This window comes from Paenibacillus sp. BK720 (genome assembly GCF_011761545.1).
GTDB lineage: Bacteria > Bacillota > Bacilli > Paenibacillales > Paenibacillaceae > Pristimantibacillus.
Map to the genome: position 1 here is coordinate 1,250,205 of NZ_JAASRQ010000001.1, position 23,807 is coordinate 1,274,011.

General features: G+C 50.4%; 27 protein-coding genes. 26 read left to right on the plus strand and 1 reads right to left on the minus strand.

Going from position 1 to position 23,807, the window contains the following annotated elements; all coding sequences use genetic code 11:
* The 18 genes from trpD to FHT67_RS05705 all read left to right on the plus strand — a co-directional run bounded on the left by trpD (position 1) and on the right by FHT67_RS05705 (position 16,156).
* Positions 1-1,053 (plus strand): anthranilate phosphoribosyltransferase, encoded by a 1,053-nt coding sequence (trpD, locus tag FHT67_RS05615; RefSeq protein ID WP_167196292.1) that lies wholly within the window; start codon positions 1-3, stop codon positions 1,051-1,053.
* Complete coding sequence (gene trpC / locus FHT67_RS05620; RefSeq protein ID WP_132304720.1) at positions 1,043-1,840, plus strand: indole-3-glycerol phosphate synthase TrpC; 798 nt, start codon at positions 1,043-1,045, stop codon at positions 1,838-1,840. Before trpD ends, trpC begins: the two co-directional genes overlap by 11 nt.
* The gene (locus FHT67_RS05625) at positions 1,837-2,499 is read left to right on the plus strand and encodes a phosphoribosylanthranilate isomerase (protein WP_132304722.1); all 663 of its coding nucleotides are present in this window, start codon (positions 1,837-1,839) and stop codon (positions 2,497-2,499) included. The genes trpC and FHT67_RS05625 overlap by 4 nt, the downstream gene beginning before the upstream one ends.
* Positions 2,496-3,692: a tryptophan synthase subunit beta gene (trpB, locus tag FHT67_RS05630; RefSeq protein ID WP_132304724.1), complete on the plus strand. Its 1,197-nt coding sequence runs from the start codon at positions 2,496-2,498 to the stop codon at positions 3,690-3,692. Before FHT67_RS05625 ends, trpB begins: the two co-directional genes overlap by 4 nt.
* Positions 3,689-4,495, plus strand: a complete 807-nt coding sequence (gene trpA, locus FHT67_RS05635; RefSeq protein ID WP_167196295.1) for a tryptophan synthase subunit alpha — start codon at positions 3,689-3,691, stop codon at positions 4,493-4,495. The genes trpB and trpA overlap by 4 nt, the downstream gene beginning before the upstream one ends.
* Positions 4,496-4,697: 202 nt before the next feature.
* A complete protein-coding gene (hisC, locus tag FHT67_RS05640; protein WP_167196298.1) occupies positions 4,698-5,795 on the plus strand; it encodes a histidinol-phosphate transaminase in 1,098 nt (365 codons plus the stop codon).
* Between the two features lie 4 nt (positions 5,796-5,799).
* Positions 5,800-6,891, plus strand: a complete 1,092-nt coding sequence (locus tag FHT67_RS05645) for a prephenate dehydrogenase (protein WP_167196301.1) — start codon at positions 5,800-5,802, stop codon at positions 6,889-6,891.
* Between the two features lie 514 nt (positions 6,892-7,405).
* Positions 7,406-8,002, plus strand: a complete 597-nt coding sequence (locus tag FHT67_RS05650) for an RNA polymerase sigma factor (RefSeq protein ID WP_132304732.1) — start codon at positions 7,406-7,408, stop codon at positions 8,000-8,002.
* Positions 7,999-8,601, plus strand: coding sequence for an anti-sigma factor (locus tag FHT67_RS05655; protein WP_132304734.1), 603 nt, complete (start codon positions 7,999-8,001; stop codon positions 8,599-8,601). Before FHT67_RS05650 ends, FHT67_RS05655 begins: the two co-directional genes overlap by 4 nt.
* A gap of 115 nt (positions 8,602-8,716) precedes the next feature.
* Positions 8,717-9,316 (plus strand): histidine phosphatase family protein, encoded by a 600-nt coding sequence (locus tag FHT67_RS05660; RefSeq protein WP_167196304.1) that lies wholly within the window; start codon positions 8,717-8,719, stop codon positions 9,314-9,316.
* 791 nt (positions 9,317-10,107) lie between these two features.
* The gene (locus tag FHT67_RS05665) at positions 10,108-11,127 is read left to right on the plus strand and encodes a hypothetical protein (protein WP_347880074.1); all 1,020 of its coding nucleotides are present in this window, start codon (positions 10,108-10,110) and stop codon (positions 11,125-11,127) included.
* Positions 11,128-11,340: 213 nt separating this feature from the next.
* Complete coding sequence (locus FHT67_RS05675; RefSeq protein WP_015844028.1) at positions 11,341-11,523, plus strand: IDEAL domain-containing protein; 183 nt, start codon at positions 11,341-11,343, stop codon at positions 11,521-11,523.
* A gap of 150 nt (positions 11,524-11,673) precedes the next feature.
* The gene (locus tag FHT67_RS05680; protein WP_243866905.1) at positions 11,674-12,093 is read left to right on the plus strand and encodes a DUF2487 family protein; all 420 of its coding nucleotides are present in this window, start codon (positions 11,674-11,676) and stop codon (positions 12,091-12,093) included.
* Between the two features lie 265 nt (positions 12,094-12,358).
* Entirely contained in the window at positions 12,359-12,889 is a 531-nt protein-coding gene (locus FHT67_RS05685; protein ID WP_132304742.1) for a Rieske (2Fe-2S) protein, read from the plus strand.
* Positions 12,890-12,903: 14 nt separating this feature from the next.
* On the plus strand, positions 12,904-13,575 hold the full coding sequence (gene qcrB, locus FHT67_RS05690; RefSeq protein WP_015844031.1) for a menaquinol-cytochrome c reductase cytochrome b subunit: 672 nt from the start codon (positions 12,904-12,906) through the stop codon (positions 13,573-13,575).
* 18 nt (positions 13,576-13,593) lie between these two features.
* On the plus strand, positions 13,594-14,466 hold the full coding sequence (locus tag FHT67_RS05695; protein ID WP_132304744.1) for a menaquinol-cytochrome c reductase cytochrome b/c subunit: 873 nt from the start codon (positions 13,594-13,596) through the stop codon (positions 14,464-14,466).
* Between the two features lie 86 nt (positions 14,467-14,552).
* Entirely contained in the window at positions 14,553-15,185 is a 633-nt protein-coding gene (locus FHT67_RS05700) for a DUF1405 domain-containing protein (protein WP_132305310.1), read from the plus strand.
* Between the two features lie 107 nt (positions 15,186-15,292).
* Positions 15,293-16,156 (plus strand): sporulation protein YpjB, encoded by an 864-nt coding sequence (locus tag FHT67_RS05705; RefSeq protein WP_167196313.1) that lies wholly within the window; start codon positions 15,293-15,295, stop codon positions 16,154-16,156.
* 2 nt (positions 16,157-16,158) lie between these two features.
* Here the strand turns inward: FHT67_RS05705 and FHT67_RS05710 are convergent, their stop codons facing one another.
* Positions 16,159-17,025 (minus strand): YitT family protein, encoded by an 867-nt coding sequence (locus tag FHT67_RS05710; protein ID WP_132304748.1) that lies wholly within the window; start codon positions 17,023-17,025, stop codon positions 16,159-16,161.
* A 145-nt stretch (positions 17,026-17,170) separates the two neighbouring features.
* On the opposite strand from FHT67_RS05710, the gene FHT67_RS05715 reads away from it, so the two are divergent.
* The 8 genes from FHT67_RS05715 to FHT67_RS05750 all read left to right on the plus strand — a co-directional run bounded on the left by FHT67_RS05715 (position 17,171) and on the right by FHT67_RS05750 (position 23,577).
* Entirely contained in the window at positions 17,171-17,506 is a 336-nt protein-coding gene (locus tag FHT67_RS05715) for a nucleotide pyrophosphohydrolase (protein WP_167196316.1), read from the plus strand.
* Positions 17,507-17,560: 54 nt separating this feature from the next.
* Entirely contained in the window at positions 17,561-18,103 is a 543-nt protein-coding gene (locus FHT67_RS05720; protein ID WP_167196318.1) for a tetratricopeptide repeat protein, read from the plus strand.
* 48 nt (positions 18,104-18,151) lie between these two features.
* Complete coding sequence (gene dapB / locus FHT67_RS05725) at positions 18,152-18,910, plus strand: 4-hydroxy-tetrahydrodipicolinate reductase (protein ID WP_208403170.1); 759 nt, start codon at positions 18,152-18,154, stop codon at positions 18,908-18,910.
* A 35-nt stretch (positions 18,911-18,945) separates the two neighbouring features.
* Positions 18,946-19,371: a methylglyoxal synthase gene (mgsA, locus tag FHT67_RS05730; protein WP_132304754.1), complete on the plus strand. Its 426-nt coding sequence runs from the start codon at positions 18,946-18,948 to the stop codon at positions 19,369-19,371.
* Positions 19,368-20,066 carry a bacillithiol biosynthesis deacetylase BshB1 gene (gene bshB1 / locus FHT67_RS05735; protein WP_132304756.1) on the plus strand — a complete coding sequence of 233 codons (699 nt, stop codon included), beginning with the start codon at positions 19,368-19,370 and terminating at the stop codon, positions 20,064-20,066. The genes mgsA and bshB1 overlap by 4 nt, the downstream gene beginning before the upstream one ends.
* Before the next feature lie 82 nt (positions 20,067-20,148).
* Positions 20,149-21,312 carry an N-acetyl-alpha-D-glucosaminyl L-malate synthase BshA gene (gene bshA, locus FHT67_RS05740; protein ID WP_132304758.1) on the plus strand — a complete coding sequence of 388 codons (1,164 nt, stop codon included), beginning with the start codon at positions 20,149-20,151 and terminating at the stop codon, positions 21,310-21,312.
* A gap of 25 nt (positions 21,313-21,337) precedes the next feature.
* Positions 21,338-22,594, plus strand: a complete 1,257-nt coding sequence (locus tag FHT67_RS05745) for a CCA tRNA nucleotidyltransferase (RefSeq protein ID WP_243866985.1) — start codon at positions 21,338-21,340, stop codon at positions 22,592-22,594.
* Positions 22,595-22,596: 2 nt separating this feature from the next.
* Positions 22,597-23,577, plus strand: a complete 981-nt coding sequence (locus tag FHT67_RS05750; protein WP_167196324.1) for a biotin--[acetyl-CoA-carboxylase] ligase — start codon at positions 22,597-22,599, stop codon at positions 23,575-23,577.
* Positions 23,578-23,807 lie beyond the last annotated feature (230 nt).

A 23,807-nucleotide genomic window follows, 5' to 3' on the forward strand; every position in this document is an offset into this window, starting at 1 on the left:
ATGAGTTTGGTGACAGAACAGGTAACGATGCAAGGCGCGTTAAACAAGCTGATGAACAGCACCGATCTGACGCGTGAAGAAGCGCGGTCGGTCATGGACATTATTATGAGCGGCAATGCTACTCCTTCGCAAATTGCGGGCGTTGCGACAGCCCTGCGCATGAAGGGCGAGACGAAGGACGAGATTACGGGGTTTGCGGAAGCGATGCGCCAGCATTCCAGCCATGTACAGACGAAGCAGGAAGGACTGCTCGATACTTGCGGCACGGGCGGCTCAGGCATTCATAAATTCAATATTTCCACGGCTTCCGCCATTATCGCTTCGGCGGCCGGCATTCGCGTAGCGAAGCACGGTAACCGGGCGATGTCCGGCAAAGCGGGCAGCGCGGATGTGCTCGAAGCGCTTGGCGTGAATATTACGCTCACCCCGGAGCAAGCCTCCGAATGCCTGAATCAGATCGGCATCTGCTTCATGTTCGCTCAATTGTATCATCCTTCTCTCCGCCATGCGGCTGCGCCGCGCCGCGAACTGGGCGTCCGCACGATCTTTAATATGCTTGGTCCATTAACGAATCCGGCTGGCGCCGACCGTCAGCTGATCGGCTTGTATGACCGTACCAAAACGTCCACGATTGCTGCCGTATTAAACGAGCTGGGCGTGAAACGGGCGATGGTTGTCAGCAGCATGGACGGACTGGACGAGATCAGCATCTCGGCGCCAACCCAAATTTCCGAGCTGCGAAACGGCGACGTGGTGACTTATGAACTGACTCCGGAGGAGCTGGGGCTCTCCCGCTATCCGATTTCCGAAGTAATCGGCGGAGATCCGGAGACGAATGCGGCGTTGATTCGCGCAATCTTCAGCGGCAAGCAGCGCGGCGCGTACCGCGATATCGTACTCGCTAACGCGGGTGCTTGCATTTACGTAGGCGGCTATGCGGATTCTCTCCGCGAAGGTGTCGAGCTGGCTGCCCGAATGATTGATTCCGGCATGGCAAATCAACAATTGCAAAAGCTTATTCAAACGACAGGAGAGTTGACTCATGTTTCTTGATAAAATCGTAGTAACGAAGCGGGAAGAGGTTGCTCGTCTCGCTTCAGGCTTCCAGCTATCCGAGTATGAACGCAAAATCGCTTCGCTTCCCGAATGCCGCGGCTTTGAGCGCGCGTTGACGGCGGGCCGCAAACGGGATGTCGGCCTGATTGCTGAAGTAAAGAAGGCATCTCCTTCAAAAGGCCTCATTCGTCCGGATTTTCAACCTGCCGAGCTTGCGGCCGCTTATGAGCGCGCGGGCGCGGATTGCATTTCGGTGCTGACGGACCGCGATTATTTCCAAGGTTCGAATGATTATTTAACCTTGATCAAAGAAACGGTAGCTAATCCGCTGCTCCGCAAAGATTTTATTATCGATTACCGTCAGGTATACGAGGCTCGTGTTATCGGAGCGGATGCGGTACTATTAATAGCAGCAATCCTTACATCCTCCGAGCTGTCGGAGCTGTATGACACGGCAAAATCGCTGGGCATGGACGTTCTTGTGGAGGTCCATGACCGTGAAGAGCTGGAGCGGGTTCTGGAGCTGGATAAAGCGACTTTGATTGGCGTTAACAATCGTGACCTGAAGTCTTTTGTAACCGATCTTCGAACGACGGAAGCTCTTATCGATCTTATGCCAAAAGGGGTTACGGTAATAAGCGAAAGCGGCATTGCAGGGCGGAAGGATATGGATTATCTTCAAACCGTCGGTGCGCAAGGCGTCCTGATCGGCGAACATTTCATGCGCCAGCCGGATGCCGGACAGGCTGTTATTGACCTGATGGGTCCGGTGACGCGGGCATGACGGCGTCGCCAAGAATCAAGATTTGCGGATTGAGGGATGACGCTACCATTGCGGAGATGAACGGACTTCCTTTTCATGAGATCGGCTTCGTGTTTGCGCCAAGCAAACGCCAGGTCGATGCGGAAACGGCTGCAGCGCTAATCCAGACTGCCAAGCAGCTTCGAGCGGCTGAGGGTGAAGCCCCTCAAACGGTTGGCGTTTTCGTTAATCCGGATATTGAGGAGCTGACGGCAATCGTGGCGAAAGCGCCTCTTGATGTCGTTCAGCTGCATGGGCGGGAAACTCCGGAATTTTGCCGATTAGTTAAGAGCCGCTTGGGTAAGAAGGTATGGAAAGTACTCTCAATCGGAACAGAGGGCGGGGATGCTCTGGAGCGGGTATCCGCCTATAAGGGAGCCGTAGACGCTATTCTAATCGATACAGCCGGTGGCGGTACGGGTCAAACCTTCGATTGGCAGCTCATAACGGACTACCAGAACGCGGCAGGAGCCATTGAAGTTCCTTTATACGTAGCCGGAGGACTTCATCCCGGCAATGTGGGAGAGCTTCTGGCAGGCAACCCGGTTGACGGTATTGACGTATCGAGCGGGGTTGAGACGGACGGCCGCAAGGACATCGAGAAGATTAGACTATTCGTTAGAAAGGTGATAGAACGATGAATCAAGTACCAGACGAGAACGGGCGCTTTGGCAAATTCGGCGGCCGGTATGTACCGGAGACGCTGATGAACGCTTTGCTGGAGCTGGAAGAAGCCTATAAGCATTATTCGCAGGACGAATCCTTCAAGCAGGAGGTTCATGATCTTCTGCACAAATATTCGGGACGCCCAACGCCGCTTTATTATGCGGAACGTTTAAGCCAGCAGCTTGGCGGCGCAAAGATCTACCTGAAACGCGAAGATTTGAACCATACCGGCGCTCACAAAATCAACAATACGATCGGGCAGGCGGTGCTTGCCAAACGCATGGGCAAAACCAAAGTGATCGCCGAAACCGGCGCTGGCCAGCACGGCGTTGCATCGGCTACCGTTGCCGCTTTGCTTGGACTGGAATGCAAAGTATTCATGGGCGAGGAAGACATGAAGCGCCAGCAGCTTAACGTATTCCGCATGCAGCTGCTCGGAGCGGAGGTTGTTCCCGTTATGTCAGGCACCCGCACGCTAAAGGATGCCTGCAACGAGACGCTCCGCTACTGGGTCAGCCATGTAGACGATACGTTCTATATTCTGGGTTCGGCAACAGGCCCGCATCCATACCCCATGATGGTTCGCGACTTCCAGCGTATTATCGGGGACGAATCCCGCAAGCAAATCGTCGAAGCGGAAGAACGTCTTCCGGACTATGTGGTTGCCGCAGTTGGCGGCGGCAGCAATGCTATCGGTATTTTCTATCCGTTTATTAAAGACGAATCCGTCCGTCTTGTTGGGGTTGAAGCAGCGGGACGCGGTATTGATACCGAAGAGCATGCCGCTACGATGACCATGGGAAGCCACGGCGTATTCCAGGGCTCCATGAGCTACTTGCTGCAGGATAAATACGGCCAGGTTCAGCCTGCGCATTCGATCTCTGCAGGGCTCGACTATCCGGGTATCGGACCGGAGCATGCTTATTTGAAAGATTCCGGCCGCGCGGAATACTTCCCGATTACCGATGCCGAAGCGCTTGACGCGCTCCAGCTGCTGTCCCGTGCGGAAGGAATCATTCCGGCATTGGAGTCCGCCCACGCGATTGCGCAGACGATTAAGCTGGCGCCAACCCTTGATAAAGATAAAATTGTCGTCGTCAGCCTGTCGGGACGCGGCGATAAAGACGTGGAAGCGATCATGGGTTACCTGGGAGGTGCAGAGGCATGAATTTGATTGATGCTGCTTTCGCCAAATTGAAGCAAGAAGGAAAAACGGCACTTATTCCGTTTCTGACGATCGGGGATCCGGATATCCCTACCTCAATCGCCATTATTAAAGAGCTTGAACAAGCAGGCGCGGATCTCGTGGAGCTTGGCGTCCCTTATTCCGATCCGCTAGCGGACGGTCCCGTTATTCAACGGGCATCCGAACGCGCGCTTAAGAATCATATTTCCATTCTGGATTGCATCGAGACCGCTGCTGGGGCCCGTGAAGCAGGCGTCAAGCTGCCGTTTATATTGTTTACTTATTTCAATCCGGTGCTGCAATTCGGCCTGGAGGCTTTTATGAATCTTGTCGTGGAGAAGGGCATCAGCGGTCTTATTATTCCGGATCTTCCGATTGAAGAGGATGAGGAAGTACGCACGCTGGCCGAAGCGAAGGGCGTACACCTTATTCCGCTGGTAGCCCCAACCTCCAAGGACCGCGTTGTCCGCATTTCCAAAAAAGCACGCGGCTTTGTCTATTGCGTATCCTCGCTTGGCGTAACGGGAGTCCGTGCCGAATTCCATAGCGGAATTGACGACTTCCTCGCTACGGTTCGCGAAGCTACGGATCTCCCTATTGCCGTGGGCTTCGGTATTTCCAGCCGCGAGCAGGTGGAGCGCTTCGAGAAATCCTGCGACGGCGTAGTCGTAGGCAGCGCGATTGTGCGCAAAATCGAAGAAACGCTTCCTTTATTGGGCGATTCTTCGAAGCGGGAAGAGGGACTTGCCGAAATCCGCCGTTTTGTTGCCGGGTTGAAGGGCTAAAACGAAAGGACAGAGCTTGCGTGCTCTGTCCTTTTTTTATTTCCAGGCTTGTATGCCCCTGCCAAAGGATGGCAGATATTTTGGCCAAGTGTGCTCCAATTCCTATTTTAAAAGACGACTCTTTAAAACCTTGACAAGATGTGAGACAATAGAAAACATGCGGTTAGCCAATTAGGCCAATATGACAAAGAGGTGAACGGCGATGCAGCCAAAAAGCAATATCGTGCATCTCCCTGTTTATCAGCCGGGAAAACCGGTTGAAGACGTTAAGAGAGAGCTAGGATTAGACGAGGTTATCAAGCTTGCTTCCAACGAGAACCCATTTGGTTATTCGGAACAGGCGAAAGCAGCTATCATAAATGAATTAGGTCAAATTGCCACCTATCCGGACGGCGCCAGCTTTGAGCTTACTGCAGCAGTAGCGGAAAAATACGGGGTAGAAGCCAATCAGATTATTTTTGGAACAGGCTCAAGCGACATCATCCTTATGCTCGCGAGAACCTATCTTGCCCCTGGCGACGAAACGGTTATGGCCGACGAAACGTTCTCCCAATACAAGCATAACGCGGAAATCGAAAATGCACGCATTATCGAAGTTCCATTGAAGGACGGCAAACACGATCTTCCGGCGATGCTCGCCAAGATTACGGATCGTACTAAGCTGGTTTGGGTATGCAATCCGAATAATCCGACGGGCACAATCGTCGCGGAAGAAGAGCTTACCTCTTTCCTCGATCAAGTTCCTAAGGATGTTCTGGTCGTATTGGATGAAGCGTATTGCGAATTTGTGGAAGAGCCTGGTTTCCCGGACGGCATTAAGCTGCTGAAAAAATACCGGAACCTGATCGTGCTTCGCACCTTCTCGAAAATTTACGGACTGGCATCGCTTCGCATCGGTTACGGAATCGGACACGCGGATGTCATTCAATATATGAATCAAATCCGTGAGCCGTTTAATACGACTCGCCTCGGGCAAGCGGCGGCAAAAGCATCGCTTGCCGACGATGATTTTATAGCGTTCTGCCGCCAGCAGAACCGTGCGGGGATTGACTACCTGTGCAGCCATTTCGACCGGCTTGGTTTGAGTTACTTCCCAGCGCACGGCAACTTCGTTATGGTGGACACGAAGCTTCCTTCCGCCGACGTATTCCAGTCGCTGCTTCGCAAAGGAGTTATTGTGAGACCGCGCTGGACGTACTATCCGACACACATCCGAGTCTCGGTAGGCACTCCGGAGCAAAACGAAAAGTTCATCGCTGCTCTTGAGCTGGTCCTGCAGGAAGCGGCGGTGCGCGGATAGCCTTATGACGAAGATCGCGATATTTGGGGTAGGATTGATTGGCGGTTCTTTGGCGCTTTGCTTCAAAGGCAAGCCGGAGCTTACCGTTGTGGGCTACTCGAACCGTCAGTCCTCCGTTGAAAAATACTTGAAGCGGGGAGTTGTCGATTACGCGACAACTTCCTTGCGGGAAGCAGCCGAAGGCGCCGACTTCATATTCCTGTGCGTGCCTGTCGGCATGCTGGAGGAATACGTAACGGAGCTCGGGAAGCTTGACTTGAAGCCAGGCTGCATCGTTACGGATGTAGGCAGCACAAAAGCTTCGGTGGCTGAGTGCGGCAGAAGATTGGAGCGGAATGGCGTATCGTTTATCGGCGGTCATCCCATGGCCGGTTCCGAACGCTCGGGAGTTGAAGCGGCCTCCACGAATCTGTTCGAGAACGCCTTCTACGTGTTAACGCCGGAAGAGACGACCCCGCCGGAAGCGTTGGAACGGCTTAAAAATCTTCTGGTTCATACAAGAGCGCATCTTGTCAGCGTTGACGCGAATTCGCATGACGAGATTGTGGGCGCAATCAGCCACCTGCCGCATATGATCGCGGTAGCTCTCGTTAATCAGGTCCGCGGTTACAATGAGAATAACGGCTTGTACGAATTGCTGGCTGCCGGCGGCTTCCGGGATATTACGCGGATCGCGGCCAGCGATCCGATCGTCTGGCGAGATATTCTGATCAACAACCGCGAGGTGCTGCTGAAGCTCCTGAAGGATTGGAATGCGGAAGTGGAGAAGTTTGCCGCGATGCTGGAATCGTTGAACGGCGACGCGATTGAGGAAGCTTTCGAGACGGCCGGGGAATTCCGCAGCAAGCTTCCGGAGCGCCGCAAAGGCATGATTCACTCCTTATACGATTGTTATGTGGATGTACCCGATCATCCCGGCATTATCGGCAATATTGCCAGCGAGCTGGGCAGTGCCCGGATAAATCTTAGCAACATCAATATTATCGAGAGCAGGGAAGATGTTCCCGGCGTTCTTCGTTTATCGTTCCGGACCCAAGAAGATCTGGATCAAGCGATGGAGCTGCTCGGCAAAACCGGATATACCGTCCGCCAATAAAACCTCGAAAGAGGTTTTTTTGCTTTCCAAGGCTTTCTTTCCCGATGGCAAAAAAAAGTTTAAGCGTTTTCAAAAAAACCGTTGACATTGTGGAAGCGTATACATATAATAAAAGTACAGTATGGTTTCTCTCCACTCCTATCCAAAACTATAGCGTTCAATATGAATGCTGCCACTCTTCGGAGTGGTTTTTTTTTGTTCTTTTTTAGTGGACATGCCTAACTGGCTAATTCCGACAAAATCCTGCAAGCCGGAAATTAGAGTTTACTTATTTTTTGAGACTAATGCGAATTGGTGTGTTACAATACGGAAGGATAATGGGCATTGTTAAAATATGGATTAAAATCCTTTTTGTCGAAACAGGAAGGAATTTGGCTATTGCGAATCGAATTACATACATCGTATTTATTGAAATTTTTTATGATAATGACCGCAACTTTTCGCTTCCGGTTCGGTACAATGATACATAATCGAACTGGGAAGAAGAATTCGCAGGTGAGGAGGTTCGCCTGTCATGACTGATTCCCAATTAATACGTGAGATTAAGGACGGAAACATCGAGCTTTATTCGGAGCTGATGCGCCGTTACCAACGCAAGATACTAGCATTTATCTATCATATGTTGAAAAGTGCCAAGCTGGAGCTGCTCGCTGAGGATTTGTGCTCCGAAACGTTTTATAAAGCATACCGCAGCCTCCATTCCTTCCGCGAAGTGGATGCTTCTTTTTCGACGTGGCTGTATACGATTGCACGAAATACTGTGCTTAGCGAACTTCGCAAACAGAAGTCGGCTCACGTCCCGCTTGACGAGTCGAATGTGATGCCGGCTGCACCGCCTGATCAAGTGCCAGAGCAGCATGTGCTGCGCAACGAACGGATGGCGATGGTTCGCGAGGCGATTAACAATTTACCTGAGAAACAACGCTCAGCACTCATTCTGCGGGAATATGACCAGTTGGACTACCAGGAGATCGCCAATATTCTGGGTCAAACGGTCAGCTCCGTGAAATCGTTGTTATTCCGGGCACGAGCCAGCGTAAAGTCGCAGCTTGAGCCTTACTTTGGCGAGACGCCGATGATGGAAGAATACGAAGGGATGAACACACGATGAAATGCGATGACGTACAAGAGAAGTTCGATGTCTTCGGATATTTATCAGAGGAAGATGCCGAACGGGAAGCGATGGAAGCCCATTTGCTCGATTGCGAGCATTGTTCCGAACAGTACCGTCTGTGGGAAGAAAGCGAAGAGATGATCCTTAAGCTTTCGGAAGAGGATGAGGTTGTTACGGTCCAGATGGAGCATGTCAATCGCAGCGTTATGGATCGCATTTATGCTGAACAATCGTGGCTCATGCCGGTTTCCCAGAAAAGCTATTATTTCTCGCCTGCTTTCAGGCGCAACCTTGCGATTGTGCTGTCCGCTTGTCTGGCCATATTCGCGTGTTCGCTTATATTCTTTATCAAAGGCAACGAACATGGCACACCGGAAGAAAAGATGGCGCAACTGACGGGATTAATGGATACCGCTAATGCTTCCGGCAGCGATTTCGTCATTAGCGCGGAATTCGAGGTTCCCGTGGCAAGCGTTAGTGATCCGTTCGTTCTTCAAGTCGTTCCAACCTTCCCGCAATATTGGGTCGCCCTATCTCTTCTTGGGATTGTGATGACGTTGTTAATCTTGAATTGGTTGTCTAGAACGAGAAGCTAATGCACAAGCTTAATTAAGGTGTTGTTCAGATATTCAACCTCTAACCGTGGCTGTTTTATTCGGCTGCCGCGATAGAGGTTTTCTCATTTTATTGTCGGAAAGGGCGGAATCACAATTGATTATTGGTATGGTACGACACGGCAATACCGATTGGAATGCGCTTGGGAAGATTCAAGGCCAGACGGATATTCCTTTAAATGAGCTTGGGAAAAAACAGGCGAACGCACTAGCCGAGCGATTAAGCAAAGATGAGAAGTTGTGGGATGCCGTTATATCGAGTGATCTGCAGCGCGCTCGCCAGACGGCTGCGGTTATAGCAGACAAGCTGGGTATTCCGCTTCTGGACGGAGATCCTCGTTTGCGGGAACGCAATTTCGGCGAAGTCGAAGGCCTGACCCTGCCCGAGAGGGTAGAGCGCTGGGGCGAGAACTGGCGCGAGGTTGCGCAAGGACTGGAAACGGACGACGAAGTCCGCTCCAGAGGGCTGTCATTCTTGCAGGATTGGCAGAAGCAGCGGCCGGAAGGTAGGCTGCTGGTGATATCCCATGGCGGATTTCTGGCGCAAATGTTCGATACGCTTTGCGTCGATCTCGAGAAGCAGCAGCTGGGCAATCTTTCTTACTCGATTCTCCAGCTGAAGGATGAGCAATGGATTCCGCTTCTATATAATTGCACTCGTCATTTGGAGAAGGAGCAGGAAGTAACGACCAATTGATGGTGGTTCCGAGCTTGCCATTCTCGGAAATGTATCTCCTTCCGGCCGCTGTTGTCATTCTGAATATAGATTAGATTTATAAGGTGTATTCAGAAGTGACAAAGGCGAACGCTACGCTCCTCCAGGAGATACATATCCGTTCATTCCCTCGTCAATTTATTTTTTAACAACAGTTTAGGCTGCCGTTTACATGGCAGCCTTTTTATGAAGAGCAAGGGCTGCCAAGATCAATGGCAGCCCTATTTGCTGTTCCCGCTTTTGGATTTTAAAGGCTTTTTTGTGTGGAAAACCGAGCGAGCGGAAGCGGAGCAAGCAAATGTTCATTGAGAAGCGAGGACTATGCTTTCGAAGCAGCTTTCTTCCAGAAAGCTTTTAGTTCGCTTTTGATATCCGGATTCCCCTCCATACAACTTCGAATCGAAGGGAATCCGGTATCAATGGCGATCGAAAGAACATTTGTTTGCGCAGCGTGTGCAATACGCTCATTACGCACTTAATGTGAAGCTTTTTCACACAACTAGTTTTAAAATTCAAAATTCTTCCCATAATGGTACTAATTATTGCTAGCGCATCAAATAAGCTCGCGATCGAGACACATACGGCGGGCAGTTACGGAAAGGAGAGATACCATGAATTTGTCGGATATGTTGGGCTATGCGGATATTCAGCAGTTGAGCCGAATCGCCTCCGTATATCAATGTGAGTGCAATGGCCACTCAAAAAATGATTTGATTCAGTCGATTCTCTCAACCGTCAGCCGGAAAGATGTATTTGAGGCGCAGATCAGCAGTATGAAACTGGACGAAATGCGGTTCTTGAACTCGCTGCTATTTGAATCAAGAGATTCCTTCAGTCTGGAAGAATTGATTGCAAGGGTACAGCAAAGCAAGTTTGGCGAGCTGGAGCCCCCAGCGGAAGAACCGCCGCAGAAGAAAACGAAACGCACAAAGAAAAAGCAGGCCGAGGCCGAAGCGCCCAAAGAATCGGGACCGCGCGAGATGATCTCCAGGTTCAAGCATCAGGGATGGCTGTTCAACGGAGTAACCGGAACGAACCGTTATATGTTCCAGGTACCGCAGGACCTGAGAACGAGATTCCGCGAAACGCTTCGCAAAAAGTTTGCAGCAGAGCTGCACTATACGGATGAGCCGCATATGTACCGGGACGAACAATTGCTTGTTCAAGAGGATGTTTATCAGCTGCTTCATTATATTTACCACAATGAGGTGCAGCTGTCGGCGGACGGTTCGATGTACAAACGGTTCAGCGGACAGATTCTGGAAAAGCTGGCCATTTCGGAGGAGCTGCCGGGCAAAGGCGAATGGCGATTCGGTTACGGCAGACATTTTCACCATTATCCGAACCGGATGTCTCTCCTGTTCGACTACTGCAGCTATATGAAGTATTTCGCTGACGATAATCTGGTATTGACCTTATCGCCGAGCGGCGAAGAACGGTTGCGCGGCAAGCCGGCGAGTGAAATGGAGCAGATCTATAAATTCTGGCTGAAGCTGTACAAAGGGGCAATACCGAACATTCATTCGCTTGTGCATTGGATGAACAGTCTGGCAGAGCAATGGGTTACGGTTGACTCGCTGCGCAAGGTGCTTATCCCCTTTGTCAAACCGTTCTATTACGACACGGCCGACAAGGTGCTGGATATCCGGTTAATCGGAATGATGGTTCATCTGGGCATGCTACGGATCGGCGAGCATCAGGAGCATGGTACGGTTGTGCGGATGACCAAATTGGGAAGGGCGCTGGTCGCCGGAGTAAATCTCGAAGATCAGGATCGGATGTTTCTCTATTAAATTTTCTATGAAACCAACTAGGCGATGGCATATTAATTGGAATGGGGGCAATCGTACTTATCGGCGCGCAGAATGGTGAATATGCTTAAAGTAGGAGCCGGTTCGATTGTGACTGAGAATGACGAGTTGACCTATACTCTTTCACTTGAATCACCGCGTGACGATAGTCGAAGACGATAGGATCTCTTTAACGCCGGTTTGGAGGTGTATCCTATGGACAAAATGAAAGTTGCGTATGAAGCAATGCTAGGATTAGCAGCGGAGATGGTATTGGATGAAGCCGTTCACAAGTTTCGCTCGGATCGGATCTACAAAGCGATCGATCAAGCGCTGGCCGTTGGTGACGAGGATACGTTCTACCGTTTAGCCGCTCAATTAAATCAATTAAAGAGCTAATTTGCGCGAATAGAAACTTCCGCCCTATGATGGAGGACTTAAGGATCCGTCATAGCAGCGGGAGTTTTTTTGTTGATTGGATTGGCAAAAACCCCCTTTATGGGTAACATAGAGATTACGGACGAATCTCAACAGGAAAGGGAGCAGGAAATGAAATTTAGCGACATTGCCGAGCAACAATGGGACGAGCTTAAGCCTTACCTCGACACATGCTTGCTGCCGGTCACCGGAATGACGGGATTGGAGCAGCCGCATGAAGCAACGCTTGCATTAGAAAAGTTAAGGGACGTAATGGACCTCATAGAAATTCCTTTTAAGGGAAGAATCGTGACCTATCCGGCGATGCATTACTTGAATGCGGAGTCTGCAGAGGCACTCGTTACGACAACCTGCCGGTCGTTAAAGGAATCCGGATTCCGGTTTGTCATCGTGATCTCGGCAAAGAATCAGGACGGTCTGGAATACCCGGATGCCGACCTTGTGATCTGTCCGGACGGGGAAGGGGAAGCGCCAACTTCCGCAAATGTGTCGAAAGCCGTTCAGGCTTTGTGGAACCGCGGCGACTCCTAGACGTCAATAAAGCGCTGTCATCTTCCAAACGGGTGTATTTTTGAATAAAAAAAATGGGTTTTGGGGAAACAAAAGTTAAGGCAAGGTTAAATGTGACAAATTGCCAACAAATTTGTGAATGGCATTTTATAGGTAAATAAATCGCGAGCCATATTCTTGACGCTCCCAAGCGCCTAGGCTATTATAGTTTATGTCCTAGTTCGTCAAGCGTTTTGCCGTGTGGCTGAACGCGAGAAATGGTTGGCAAAGGGGGTTAGAACAGAAGATGAGTAACCACGAACATCAAGAAACCGCGCATCGTCCGGTTCAACGCAAAGAGATGTCCCGGCGTCAATTTTTGTCGTATACACTCGGCGGTACGACTGCATTTATGGTTGGTGGCGCGGTTTTGCCTATGGTCCGTTTTGCGGTTGATCCGCTCTTGGCAAAAAAAGCTGAGGGTACATGGGTTAAAGTAGTTGAAGAGAGCAAAATAACAACTGAGCCTCAAGAATTCAAGTTCCAAATTCATCAGGTCGATGGCTGGTATGTAAGCGATCCCGAACTTTCTGCCTGGATTACGAAGGACGCGAATAATCAGATTTTTGCGCTTTCGCCGGTATGTAAGCACCTCGGTTGCACGATCGGTTGGAATACGCTTGGCCATCACGAGTATGATTGTCCTTGCCACGGTGCACGTTATACCGTTGACGGGAAAAACCTTGCAGTTGCCCCAAATCCATTAGATGAATATGAAGTGAAAGTTGAAAACGGTTTTGTGTATGTAGGTCCGATTAAAGCGAACTCTCGCGTATAGGAGGCTAATAGCAGATGTTTAAATCGATGTACAACTGGATTGACGAACGTCTTGATATTACGCCGCTTTGGCGGGATGTAGCGGACCATGAAGTACCGGAGCACGTTAACCCTGCTCATCACTTCTCGGCATTCGTTTACTGCTTCGGCGGTTTGACGTTCTTTATCACCGTAATTCAAATTTTGTCCGGCATGTTCCTTACCATGTACTATGTCCCGGACATTATCAATGCTTATGCAAGCGTTGACTACTTGAACCATAAGGTTGCATTTGGCGGCATTGTTCGCGGCATGCACCACTTTGGCGCAAGTTTGGTTATCGTAATGATGTTTTTACATACCTTGCGTGTATTCTTCACGGGCTCCTACAAAGCTCCTCGTGAAATGAACTGGGTCGTAGGGATGCTGATCTTTTTCATTATGTTAGGCCTTGGCTTCACGGGATACCTGCTGCCATGGGATAACAAAGCTTACTTCGCTACGAAGGTAGGCGTGCAGATCGCAGAATCCGTACCGTATATCGGTCCTTACATTGGTGAGTTCCTGTACGGCGGCGACATCGTAGGCGCGCAAACGTTAACACGTTTCTTCGCAATTCACGTATTCTTCCTGCCTGGCGCTCTTATTGCAATGCTTGCAGCGCACTTCCTGATGATTCGGAAGCAAGGCATTTCGGGACCACTTTAAGCGAAGGGAGGATTTATTATGGCGCATGGTCATAAATCGAACGAGAAGGTCGTTTATGTCGGCGACTCGCGGGTGAAGAAAAGCAATCATCCGAATATTCCGCCAGACTATACGTCCTACCCCGGTAAATCGGAAGCGTTCATACCGAACTTCCTGCTTAAGGAATGGATGGTGGGCTGCGTAGTCCTGGTTGGTTTCCTAACCTGGACTATTGCGGAAGGTGCACCGCTTGGTTATCCGGCGGACCCTACGAATGCATCCTTTATTCCGATGCCGGACTGGTACTTCTTGTTCTTGTATCAGTTTTTGAAATATCCATGGGTTTCTGGCGACTACATCGTGCTTGGTACGATGGGGGTTCCGGCTATTATGTTTGGCGGGTTGCTGCTTGCTCCGTTCCTGGATACAGGCAAAGAGCGCCGGTTCTATCGCCGTCCAATCGCATCATCGCTCATGTTCTTGTCCTTGATCGCCTGTGTGTATTTGACGGTTATCTCCTGGAGTCACTACACACATGAAATGGAAGCTACGAATTCGATTCCGGAACATAAAGTCCGTGAAGAGAAAGCCCGTGAAGCAGCCGAGAAAGGTCAAGAGCCTCCTAGCGCGACGAAGCCGACAAAAACGGTTGCACTGGTTGACGCCAACGACCCGGCAATGGACATTGTCAAGAAAGCGCAATGCGTTGCTTGTCATGCTAACGATCTGAAGGGCAATCCGCCGAAGATACCGGCTTTGACTGGCGTAGGCGACAGGTTGTCGAAGGAAGAACTGGTTGAAACCGTGACCAATGGCCGCGGTGGCATGCCAGCTTTCAAAGATCAGCTATCCGCTGCAGAGATTGACCAATTAACAACTTGGCTTGCGAAGCAAAAAGCGCCGGCTGAATAAATAGCACCACCATAAAAACCTGATCGTATTTATGCGGTCAGGTTTTTTCAAATCTAACCGAAGCAGGGGCGTGTATTTCAATGGGCATACCTTTATCTTGGTTCTGGAGCCGTTCTTTCTTATTAAATCGCCTCTTTTTGTGGGTAATGTTTATCTTTAATTTCCTCGGCACCGTCTACGGGTACATCTGGTATGGCAATCAGATTGAAGATACGGTGAGCCATCATCCGTTGTGGCAGGTTGTATTCGTCCCGGATAGCCCAACAGCAAGCCTGTTCTTTACTTTAACCTTGCTGTATTGGCTGTTTCCTCCGCAAGGGAACTCCCGTTTTGTCAATGGAGCGCGGATGATTATCGAAGGCCTGGCGGTTGTTACTTCTATTAAGTATGGCATCTGGGCGGTTTCTATGATTGTGGCAGGAAGCATCCAGGGGGATCCGCTCCAATGGGAACATTGGATGCTTATGGTCTCGCATACGGCAATGGCCGTTGAAGTGCTGTTGTATGCCCGTTTTATGAGAGCCGGCTTATGGGCAGCCGTAATCGGTACGTTATGGTTGCTGCTAAATGATACCGTGGATTATACGTATGATGTGTTTCCATGGCTTTCGGACAAGCTTATGGATGATTTAACCGCAGTCAAATGGTTTACATACAGCTTGACCATCTTCAGCTTTATTGTTGGCGGATTGGCATTAAGGGCAAGAAAAGAGACATAAATTTGGACATCCCTTCATAAAGTGGTCATAGCAAATGTTTATGACGTAAATCACCGCATGAGCCAACCGAAGGCTGGCCTATTGTGCGGTTTTTAGGAGGGATGTCCATGAAGATACGAATTGCGCTGCCCTTATTCTTATGTATCGTCATGACCGTCTGTTCGGTTACGGCTGCCAAGGCCTTTCCTGCGGACTTGATCGGGACAGGCCATGCAAACGAATCAAGGAATGAGCTGCTTCGCTTAGACGAGACGGCTGCTGCTTTATACGAAGCTGCTTACACGAACAATCGCCAAGCCGGCTATAAATATGTCCAGCAGCTGGATAAGCTAATGAACAAGAGCGATATCAGACAAGCGGGACAAGCTGCCGGATGGAAGCTGATGGACGAGAGTATCGCTTCGATTACTTACACGCTTAAGAACGGTAAGGTAACCTCCGATTGGCTTACGGCTGCGGCGCGTATTCATTTAACGACGGATGCGTTGCTGCGTCCGGACCATGCGTTATGGCTGCAGTATGAGAAAGTGATGCTGGAGGACTTGGAGAGGGTGAACCGCTCCTGGAACAGGCAGACGGATGATGGCGCGATCGCGGCGAGGGCGGCGATGAACAGCTTTAACCAACATTTATCGCGCATTGAAGCCGCTGCTTCCATGCAGCGGCCAACGGAACGGATTGACGAATTGCGTGATCGGATGCAATACACGAACGTTCTTCTTGAAGCGGGGATGAAAGGGCAAACCAAACAGGATTGGACGGATAATTCGATATCGGATCTTGAGTTTTCGGTAAACCGGTTATTCGATAACGGTCAACCGCAAGACGAGGAGCCGGTCGTGGCGCCGATTGGGGAAGCGCATCCCATAAGCTGGATTTTGCTTCTAGGCGCCATTATCATGGCGGTTCTTACCTACACGGGCTGGAGAAAGTACAAGCAGCAGCCTTACGGCGTAAAGCCATTGTCGTAATTTTAGTCTTCTTTGAATCCTTCGCCAAGCACATCGTGAACTTCGCTAATAACGGTAAACGCTTTGGGGTCGATACGGCGTATGATGTTCTTAAGGCGGCGCATTTCTTGCCGCTGAACAACGCAGTAGACGACCTCTTTTGATTGTCCGGAAAAAGCGCCCCTTGCCGGCATTAACGTTACGCCACGGTCGAGTTCGGAAGTGATCTGGGCAGCCATTTCCTTGCCTTGCTCGGTAATAATGGAGAAGGATTTGGCCGCATACGCGCCATCCTGAATGAAGTCGATAAGCTTGGATGCAACAAAGACCGTAACCAGTGTGTACAATACTTTTTCAATGGGTATGTACAATAAAGAAATTCCGATAATGACGGCGTCGGAAATCAATATAAACTGCCCCATGCTGAAAGCCTTTCGCCTTGATGCGATTCTGGCGATGATGTCTACGCCGCCTGTGGTTCCGCCAGCACGGAATACGATGCCAAGCCCGCCTCCCAAGGTAACGCCGGCATAAAGGGCGGCAAGCAGGTAATCATGCGAATTATGAAAGGTGACGATCCAACCTTTGTCGATCATCCATTCCATGAGGGCGAGGAAGCCCGATAAGGAAACGACGCCAACTAATGTGTAGGCCATTTCGCCAAGGCCTAATTTCCTCCAGCCGATAAGGAAAAGCGGTATGTTCAAAATCAGCGTGGAAAGAGACAAAGGAATTCCGGCCGCATAATTGAGCAATACGCCAATACCGGTTACGCCGCCTTCCATCAGCTGATTCGGAATTACGAAATAATGAAGGCCAAACGCATAGATGGCTGTACCGACCAAAATGGGCAGTACGGTTTGAAGCTGAAGCATGAATTTCCGGGACATAAATTAAACTCCTTTTAAGTTCTTGAACGGGCTATTTATGTATTATAGCTTAACAGACGGTTCAAAAAACATTGTTTTCATCGCTTCTTTACGTTAACATAGGTGATATTAGCGTTATACATAAGGGAGAAAGGGTTATTCACACATGGCAGAGAAATCTTTAGCCGATATCCAACGCGAAGTGGATGCTTATATCGGTCAATTTAAGGAAGGCTACTTCAGCCCGTTGGCGCTTATGGCGCGGATGAGCGAAGAAGTTGGCGAGCTCGCTAGAGAAGTGAATCACTATTACGGCGAGAAACCTAAGAAGCCGAATGAAGAAGAAAACTCCATTGAGATGGAGCTTGGCGATATTTTATTTATTTTGTCCTGTTTTGCGAATTCGCTCAACATTGACTTGACTGAAGCGCATAACAAAGTCATGAAGAAGTTCAATACCCGGGACTCTAACCGCTGGACGAGAAAAAACGGCGAACAGTAGAACGCACCTTTACATATGCTGTACCATCAACCTGTGTACAAGGAGGATGGGCAGATGGACGGGGAAAGCTGCGTGAAGAAGGCGTATGAGTTTATTCTTAACAGTGATTTTGAACAAGCGATTTATTGGTTCGAGCAAGCGATAGCGGCAGAACCTCTAAATGCGAGCTATCAACATATATGCGCGGTTTCATGCGCCAGAAGCGGTAAGTGGACCAAGGCGCATCAATATGCGAAGCAAGCAGTAGAGCTTGACGGAAATCATCCCGAATATCAATACTATTTGCATACGATTGAATCGAAACTACTGGTGGCTGCTGCGGAGCAGAAGCTTGCGAAAGAGCCATCGCAGTATGCGGATGCAATACCTCTGCTGCAGCAGGCGGCAGAGCTGGATCCGCTTAGCTTCGAGGCGTTTTATTTGCTAGCGTTAACCTACTCGGAAATGGGGCAGCTGGAGGAATCCGTCCTAAACGCCAGGGAAGCAATCAGACTGGATCCCGGTCATTCCGCGGCGCGCCGTTTATTCGCTGATATGAATCGGAAGCGCAGAATGCTGCGCAAACGGGTGATGGGCAAACAACAACAGAAGGAATAGGTGATCTTGGTGGCTATTAAGGTAGCAGTAATCGGAGCAAGCGGCCGAATGGGCCGGGAAGTTGTGAAAATGGTGCTGGAGGACGAGGCGCTCGAGCTCGTTGCTGCCGTCGCTCCTTCAGCAGGTCCTGTGGACGCCGGCGTATTTGCGGGCAAAGCGAATACGGGAGTTACCGTTAGCGCAACAATCGAGGAGGCTTTAAGCCGTGCAAAAGCGGATGTTATGGTTGACTTTACCGTGCCGGCACTTGCTTATCATCATACCAAGGTCGCAATCGAGCATGGCGTCCGTCCCATCATGGGAACTACCGGCTTTACGCCGGAACAAATCGAAGAGTTGGACAAGCTTTGCCAAGAGAAAGGCATTGGCGCATTGATTGCTCCGAACTTCTCGATTGGCGCGATTCTGATGATGAAATTCGCTGCTGAAGCGTCCAAATATATGCCTCATGTCGAAATTATCGAATATCATGGCGACCAGAAGCTGGATGCCCCTTCTGGCACATCCATCAAGACGGCAGAGCTCATCTCGCAGGTTCGCCAGGAGCTTCGCCAAGGCAACCCCAATGAGGAAGAGGTCATTGAAGGCGCGCGCGGCGGTTATTATAACGGCTTCCGTATACATAGTGTCAGACTTCCTGGCGTATTCGCACAGCAAGAGGTAGTATTTGGCGGTTATGGCCAGACGCTGAAGATCCGTCATGATTCTTATGACCGTGCCGGTTATATGCCGGGCGTTAACGTAGCGGTTAAGAAAGTGATGGGCTACAGCGGTTTGATTTATGGCTTTGAACATTTGATGGACTAATCTATATACAGCCTAGAAAGAGTGGGGATTATAGGATGTTGAAAATTTCTTTTATCGCGCATGACCGGAAAAAAGAAGAGATGGTTAACTTTGTAACCGCCTATGAGAGTGTTTTTGCGCCGCATGAATTATATTCTACCGGTACAACGGGTACCCGTATCATGGAAAAAACCAATCTGCAGATTCAACGGTTTATGTCCGGTCCGCTTGGCGGGGATCAGCAGATCGGCGCTTTGGTTGCCCAAAACGAGATGGATCTGATTATATTCCTGCGGGATCCGCTCATGGCCCAGCCTCACGAGCCGGATATTATCGCTTTGCTTCGTCTTTGCGACGTGCAGGGTATTCCGGTTGCTACAAACGTGGCTACAGCAGAGCTGCTCGTCCGCGCGCTAGCACGCGGCGATTTCGCATGGCGCGAGCTTGTTCACAAATATAAGCCGGGTGTGGATGCGCCATGAGCGAACCGTTAGATATTCTCGTCTTTGGCGCGCATGCGGACGATGCGGAGATCGGGATGGGCGGAACGATCGCGAAGTATACGGCTGCCGGGAAACGGGTAGGGATCTGTGATTTAACCGAAGCGGAAATGTCTTCTAACGGCACCGTGGAGCTCAGGAAGCAGGAAGCTTCCGCGGCTTCCTCGGTGCTTGGTTTATATACTCGCACCAATCTTGGATTGCCGGATCGCGGGCTCGAAATCAGCAAGCCGCACATCGATGCGATTGTTGCGGAAATTCGCCGCGCACGTCCGCGCATCGTTTTCGCTCCTTATTGGGTGGACCGTCATCCGGACCATATCGCGTGCAGCAAGCTGGTTGAAGAGGCCGTGTTTAACGCAAAGCTGCGTCGTTACATGCCGGAGCTGCCGGCCGCGCAGGTTGAACAATTTATTTATTATTACATAAACGATGTCGATAACGTCTCGCTGATGGTTAACGTTTCGGACTTTTACGACCGGAAAAGACAATCCTTAATGGCTTATCAATCTCAATTTCAAACGGCTGCCCCCGGCGAAGACCGAGTGGCGACTCCTCTTACGGATCGTTATATAGAGCGGGTTGAAGCCCGGGATAGTCTGCTTGGCCAGACCCGAGGCTGGAAATATGCGGAGGGCTTTGCTATCAAGCGCCCGCATGCCATCGAATGGTTTTAACGAAAAGAAAAAAATCTCATAATCAAAATAATGTCGAATATATAGAATATCAGCATGTTACACGAGAGGGTGGACTTACGATATGGCACGTAAATTAAAAATCGGAATCACGTGTTATCCTACCCTGGGCGGTTCCGGTGTTGTAGCTACGGAGCTAGGCAAATTGATGGCCGAGCGCGGTCATGAAATTCATTTCATTACCCATAGCATACCGTTCCGTCTCGGGAAATTTAATAAAAACATCTTTTTCCATGAAGTCGAAGTCAACGATTATTACGTATTCCGTTATCCGCCATACGACCTGTCATTAGCAAGCAAGATGGCCCAAGTGGCCAAGATGGAGAAGCTGGATCTTCTTCACGTGCATTACGCGGTTCCTCATGCCGTATGCGCGCATCTGGCTAAGCAAATGATTGGCGACGGCTTCAAAACCGTTACGACGCTGCATGGCACGGACATTACCGTGCTTGCGCAGGATGAGTCGCTAAAGGATTTGATCCGCCTGGCGATTAACGAAAGCGATGCCGTGACGGCCGTATCGCAGGACCTGATCAATGAAACCAGGCAGCTCCTGGATATTACGCGACCGATTGATCTGACGTACAATTTCGTGGACAAACGCGTTTATTACCCGCGCGACGCAGCTTCTCTGAGGGCCGATTATGCGCAGCCGCACGAAAAAATACTTATGCATATATCGAACTTCCGTCCCGTGAAGAGAGTAAGCGACGTTGTGGATGTTTTCGAGCGTGTGTCCTCGCAAATTCCGGCTAAGCTGCTGCTTGTTGGCGAGGGTCCGGAATTGTCCAAAATCCAATGCAAAATCCGCCAAATGGGTCTGGAAGACCGTGTCCATTTCCTTGGCAAGCAGGAAGACGTTGCGCAGGTGATTTCGATGGCTGATCTATTGCTCCTGCCTTCGGAGAAGGAAAGCTTTGGCCTCGTTGCGCTTGAAGCGATGGCTTGCGGAGTGCCAACCGTCGGTTCGACTGCCGGAGGGATCCCAGAGCTTGTCACTCATGGCGAGACCGGTTATTTGTGTCCAATCGGAGATGTTGAAGGAATGGCCGCTTACGCTGCGGGGCTGCTTAAGGACGAAAAGCTTCATCAGTCGTTTAAGGAAGCCTGCTTGTTCCGGGCGCGCAACGAGTTCTGCAATGACGTGATTACCACGCAATATGAACAAATTTATTACCGGGTTCTGGGAATGGAAGCCGATTTGCCAATGCCGGTATGCGAGGCTTAAATCAGGAAGGAAGTGCTTGAGTCCAATGGAAGCACGCTTCGCTTTGCCTAACCTTATGCTCCAGGCATTACCTGTGCTTGAAGCGCTTGTGCAGCAAGGCTTTGAAGCGGTATTTGTCGGAGGCTGCGTAAGGGATACCGCTATGGGACTGCCGATTAAGGATGTCGATATCGCGACGTCGGCCAGACCCGAACAGGTTATGTCTATTTTTCCGCGCTGCATTCCGACGGGACTTCAGCATGGAACGGTGACCGTTCTCCAGCATGGCGGCTCTTATGAAGTGACGACCTTCCGTACGGAATCGGAATACGAGAAGCATCGCCGCCCATTGCAGGTCGAGTTCATCGACCGCTTGGACGGCGATTTGCTGCGCCGCGATTTAACGATAAACGCAATGGCGATGAATGCCGAAGGGGAGCTATACGATCCTTTTCGCGGGCTTTCCGATCTCAAGAGAAAAACCGTTCGCTGCGTAGGAGATGCGGACGCCAGGTTCCAGGAGGATGCTCTGAGAATGCTGCGGACGATCAGGTTTGCCTCGCAATTTGAGTTCACGATTGCTCACTCTACCTGGAGAGCGCTAATCAAGCATCGGGGATTGCTTCGGCATATTGCGATGGAGCGGGTTCAAGCCGAGCTGGACCGCATGATTGGCGGAGCCCATCCCGGAAGGGCATTGCAATTGCTCGCTGCCTGCAAGCTGCTAAAGAATACCGGAACGGTCCTGCCTGCTGCAGAAAAGCTAGATCAGGTGCAGAGTACCCATTATTGTGATTTAAACAAGCTGGATGAACCGGAAACCCGTTATGCTGCGCTATTAATCACAGGAGGGATCACGCTTCGCGATGCGGAAGAAACGTTAGAGGCGCTGCGTTTGCCTGCGCGGAAGATGAACGCCATATTGTCCGTTTTGTCCGTCCAATCCGCCATGAATCAACAGAATCGGAATGCCGATCTGCGGCATGTCTGGACAAGTACGGTCCTTCAATATGGGGAAGAAGCATCCCGTAGATGGCTTACCATAATCGCATGGGATAATAAGCATAGTCTTCATCACCTGTGCAATTTGTTTGATAAATGGCTGGCAGGCATGACCGCCATAACGTTAAAGCAGCTGAAGCTGAATGGCAAACAACTGGCGGAAGGACTTCGCATGGAACCGGGAGCATGGACGGGCCAGCTGCTTAAGCGTCTTTTGCTCGAGGTTGCGCTGGACAAGCTGCCCAACGAGAAGGATGCTTTGCTAAAGCAAGCTCAAATATGGAATATCGAGGATCGATAACGATGTCAACTAACCGATTGCTTGAATTGTTTGAACAAAATCCCGGCGAATACGTGTCCGGAGAAATGATCAGCCATGAGCTCGGCGTCAGCAGGACAGCCGTATGGAAGCAGATCAAGAAGCTGGAATCGCTTGGATACGTCTTTGAAGCGTCCAGACGGCTTGGTTATAAGCTGTTGTCTTCACCGGATACCTTGTCCGTTCCCAAGCTGATAAGCGAGTTAAGGTCCAAGGTGTTCGGCAGCTCGATCGAGTGGCATGAAACGGTGGATTCCACGCAAAATCTGGCACAAAAGCTGGCGGAAGAAGGCGCTCCCGAAGGGACGCTGGTGATCGCGGAGCAGCAGCATAACGGACGAGGCCGGATGGGCCGCGGCTGGGTATCGCCGCAGGGGAAGGGCATTTGGATGAGCATGGTGCTTCGTCCTTCCGTGCCTATACATTTTGCCCCGCAATTAACGCTACTTACCGCCGTTGCCTTATGCCGAAGCTTACGCCGGCTTACAGCGCTGCCAATTGGGATCAAATGGCCAAATGATCTGCTGATCGAAGGGAAGAAGATTAGCGGCATTTTGCTGGAATCCACGGCGGAAGAGGAACGTCTCCGTTATGTCATTGCCGGAATTGGCATAAGCGTAAATTTGGAGAAGACGGATTATCCGGAGGAAATGCTGGAGAAGGTTACTTCTCTTCGAATCGCCAATGGAGGGGACGGGTTTGACCGTGTTACGGTTATAACCGATTTCCTGCAGGAGTGGGAGCAGTTGTACTTCCTCTATCTGGACAAAGGATTTGCTCCGGTTATTACGCTTTGGGAAGCGTTATCGGTATCCCTAAACAAGCCGGCGCGGCTAATCACTCCGCAAGGAACGATCGACGGCGTGCCGATTGGCCTCGATGCAAGCGGCGCTTTAACCGTTCGCAAAGAGGACGGCAGCACGGTTGTCGTGTTTTCCGCCGAAATGGGCGAGCCCGTACGCTAAAGGCGTTTACGGGCACGCCTTTTTTTGCTACTATAAAGAAAGCAGGCGGTATCTGGTAAGAGCTGCACTGCAAAGGGTAATAAATGTTGTAAACAAGCAAGGCACACTCTGCTCTGAGCCGTAGGGACCGAGACAGAAGGAAGCAATTATTTAGCATACGTTTCCTTTTTCGTTCGGGAACCTTTTTAGCAGCGGCTAAAAGGTTTTTTTGTGTTTATCCTAAAACTTAA

Excerpts from the sequence above, each read along its gene's own strand:
- trpD (WP_167196292.1), top strand. The coding sequence starts at position 1 with ATGAGTTTGGTGACAGAACAGGTAACGATGCAAGGCGCGTTAAACAAG.
- trpC (WP_132304720.1), top strand. The coding sequence starts at position 1,043 with ATGTTTCTTGATAAAATCGTAGTAACGAAGCGGGAAGAGGTTGCTCGT.
- FHT67_RS05625 (WP_132304722.1), top strand. The coding sequence starts at position 1,837 with ATGACGGCGTCGCCAAGAATCAAGATTTGCGGATTGAGGGATGACGCT.
- trpB (WP_132304724.1), top strand. The coding sequence starts at position 2,496 with ATGAATCAAGTACCAGACGAGAACGGGCGCTTTGGCAAATTCGGCGGC.
- trpA (WP_167196295.1), top strand. The coding sequence starts at position 3,689 with ATGAATTTGATTGATGCTGCTTTCGCCAAATTGAAGCAAGAAGGAAAA.
- hisC (WP_167196298.1), top strand. The coding sequence starts at position 4,698 with ATGCAGCCAAAAAGCAATATCGTGCATCTCCCTGTTTATCAGCCGGGA.
- FHT67_RS05645 (WP_167196301.1), top strand. The coding sequence starts at position 5,800 with ATGACGAAGATCGCGATATTTGGGGTAGGATTGATTGGCGGTTCTTTG.
- FHT67_RS05650 (WP_132304732.1), top strand. The coding sequence starts at position 7,406 with ATGACTGATTCCCAATTAATACGTGAGATTAAGGACGGAAACATCGAG.
- FHT67_RS05655 (WP_132304734.1), top strand. The coding sequence starts at position 7,999 with ATGAAATGCGATGACGTACAAGAGAAGTTCGATGTCTTCGGATATTTA.
- FHT67_RS05665 (WP_347880074.1), top strand. The coding sequence starts at position 10,108 with ATGAAACTGGACGAAATGCGGTTCTTGAACTCGCTGCTATTTGAATCA.
- FHT67_RS05675 (WP_015844028.1), top strand. The coding sequence starts at position 11,341 with ATGGACAAAATGAAAGTTGCGTATGAAGCAATGCTAGGATTAGCAGCG.
- FHT67_RS05680 (WP_243866905.1), top strand. The coding sequence starts at position 11,674 with ATGAAATTTAGCGACATTGCCGAGCAACAATGGGACGAGCTTAAGCCT.
- FHT67_RS05685 (WP_132304742.1), top strand. The coding sequence starts at position 12,359 with ATGAGTAACCACGAACATCAAGAAACCGCGCATCGTCCGGTTCAACGC.
- qcrB (WP_015844031.1), top strand. The coding sequence starts at position 12,904 with ATGTTTAAATCGATGTACAACTGGATTGACGAACGTCTTGATATTACG.
- FHT67_RS05695 (WP_132304744.1), top strand. The coding sequence starts at position 13,594 with ATGGCGCATGGTCATAAATCGAACGAGAAGGTCGTTTATGTCGGCGAC.
- FHT67_RS05705 (WP_167196313.1), top strand. The coding sequence starts at position 15,293 with ATGAAGATACGAATTGCGCTGCCCTTATTCTTATGTATCGTCATGACC.
- FHT67_RS05710 (WP_132304748.1), bottom strand. The coding sequence starts at position 17,025 with ATGTCCCGGAAATTCATGCTTCAGCTTCAAACCGTACTGCCCATTTTG.
- FHT67_RS05715 (WP_167196316.1), top strand. The coding sequence starts at position 17,171 with ATGGCAGAGAAATCTTTAGCCGATATCCAACGCGAAGTGGATGCTTAT.
- FHT67_RS05720 (WP_167196318.1), top strand. The coding sequence starts at position 17,561 with ATGGACGGGGAAAGCTGCGTGAAGAAGGCGTATGAGTTTATTCTTAAC.
- dapB (WP_208403170.1), top strand. The coding sequence starts at position 18,152 with ATGGGCCGGGAAGTTGTGAAAATGGTGCTGGAGGACGAGGCGCTCGAG.
- mgsA (WP_132304754.1), top strand. The coding sequence starts at position 18,946 with ATGTTGAAAATTTCTTTTATCGCGCATGACCGGAAAAAAGAAGAGATG.
- bshB1 (WP_132304756.1), top strand. The coding sequence starts at position 19,368 with ATGAGCGAACCGTTAGATATTCTCGTCTTTGGCGCGCATGCGGACGAT.
- bshA (WP_132304758.1), top strand. The coding sequence starts at position 20,149 with ATGGCACGTAAATTAAAAATCGGAATCACGTGTTATCCTACCCTGGGC.
- FHT67_RS05745 (WP_243866985.1), top strand. The coding sequence starts at position 21,338 with ATGGAAGCACGCTTCGCTTTGCCTAACCTTATGCTCCAGGCATTACCT.
- FHT67_RS05750 (WP_167196324.1), top strand. The coding sequence starts at position 22,597 with ATGTCAACTAACCGATTGCTTGAATTGTTTGAACAAAATCCCGGCGAA.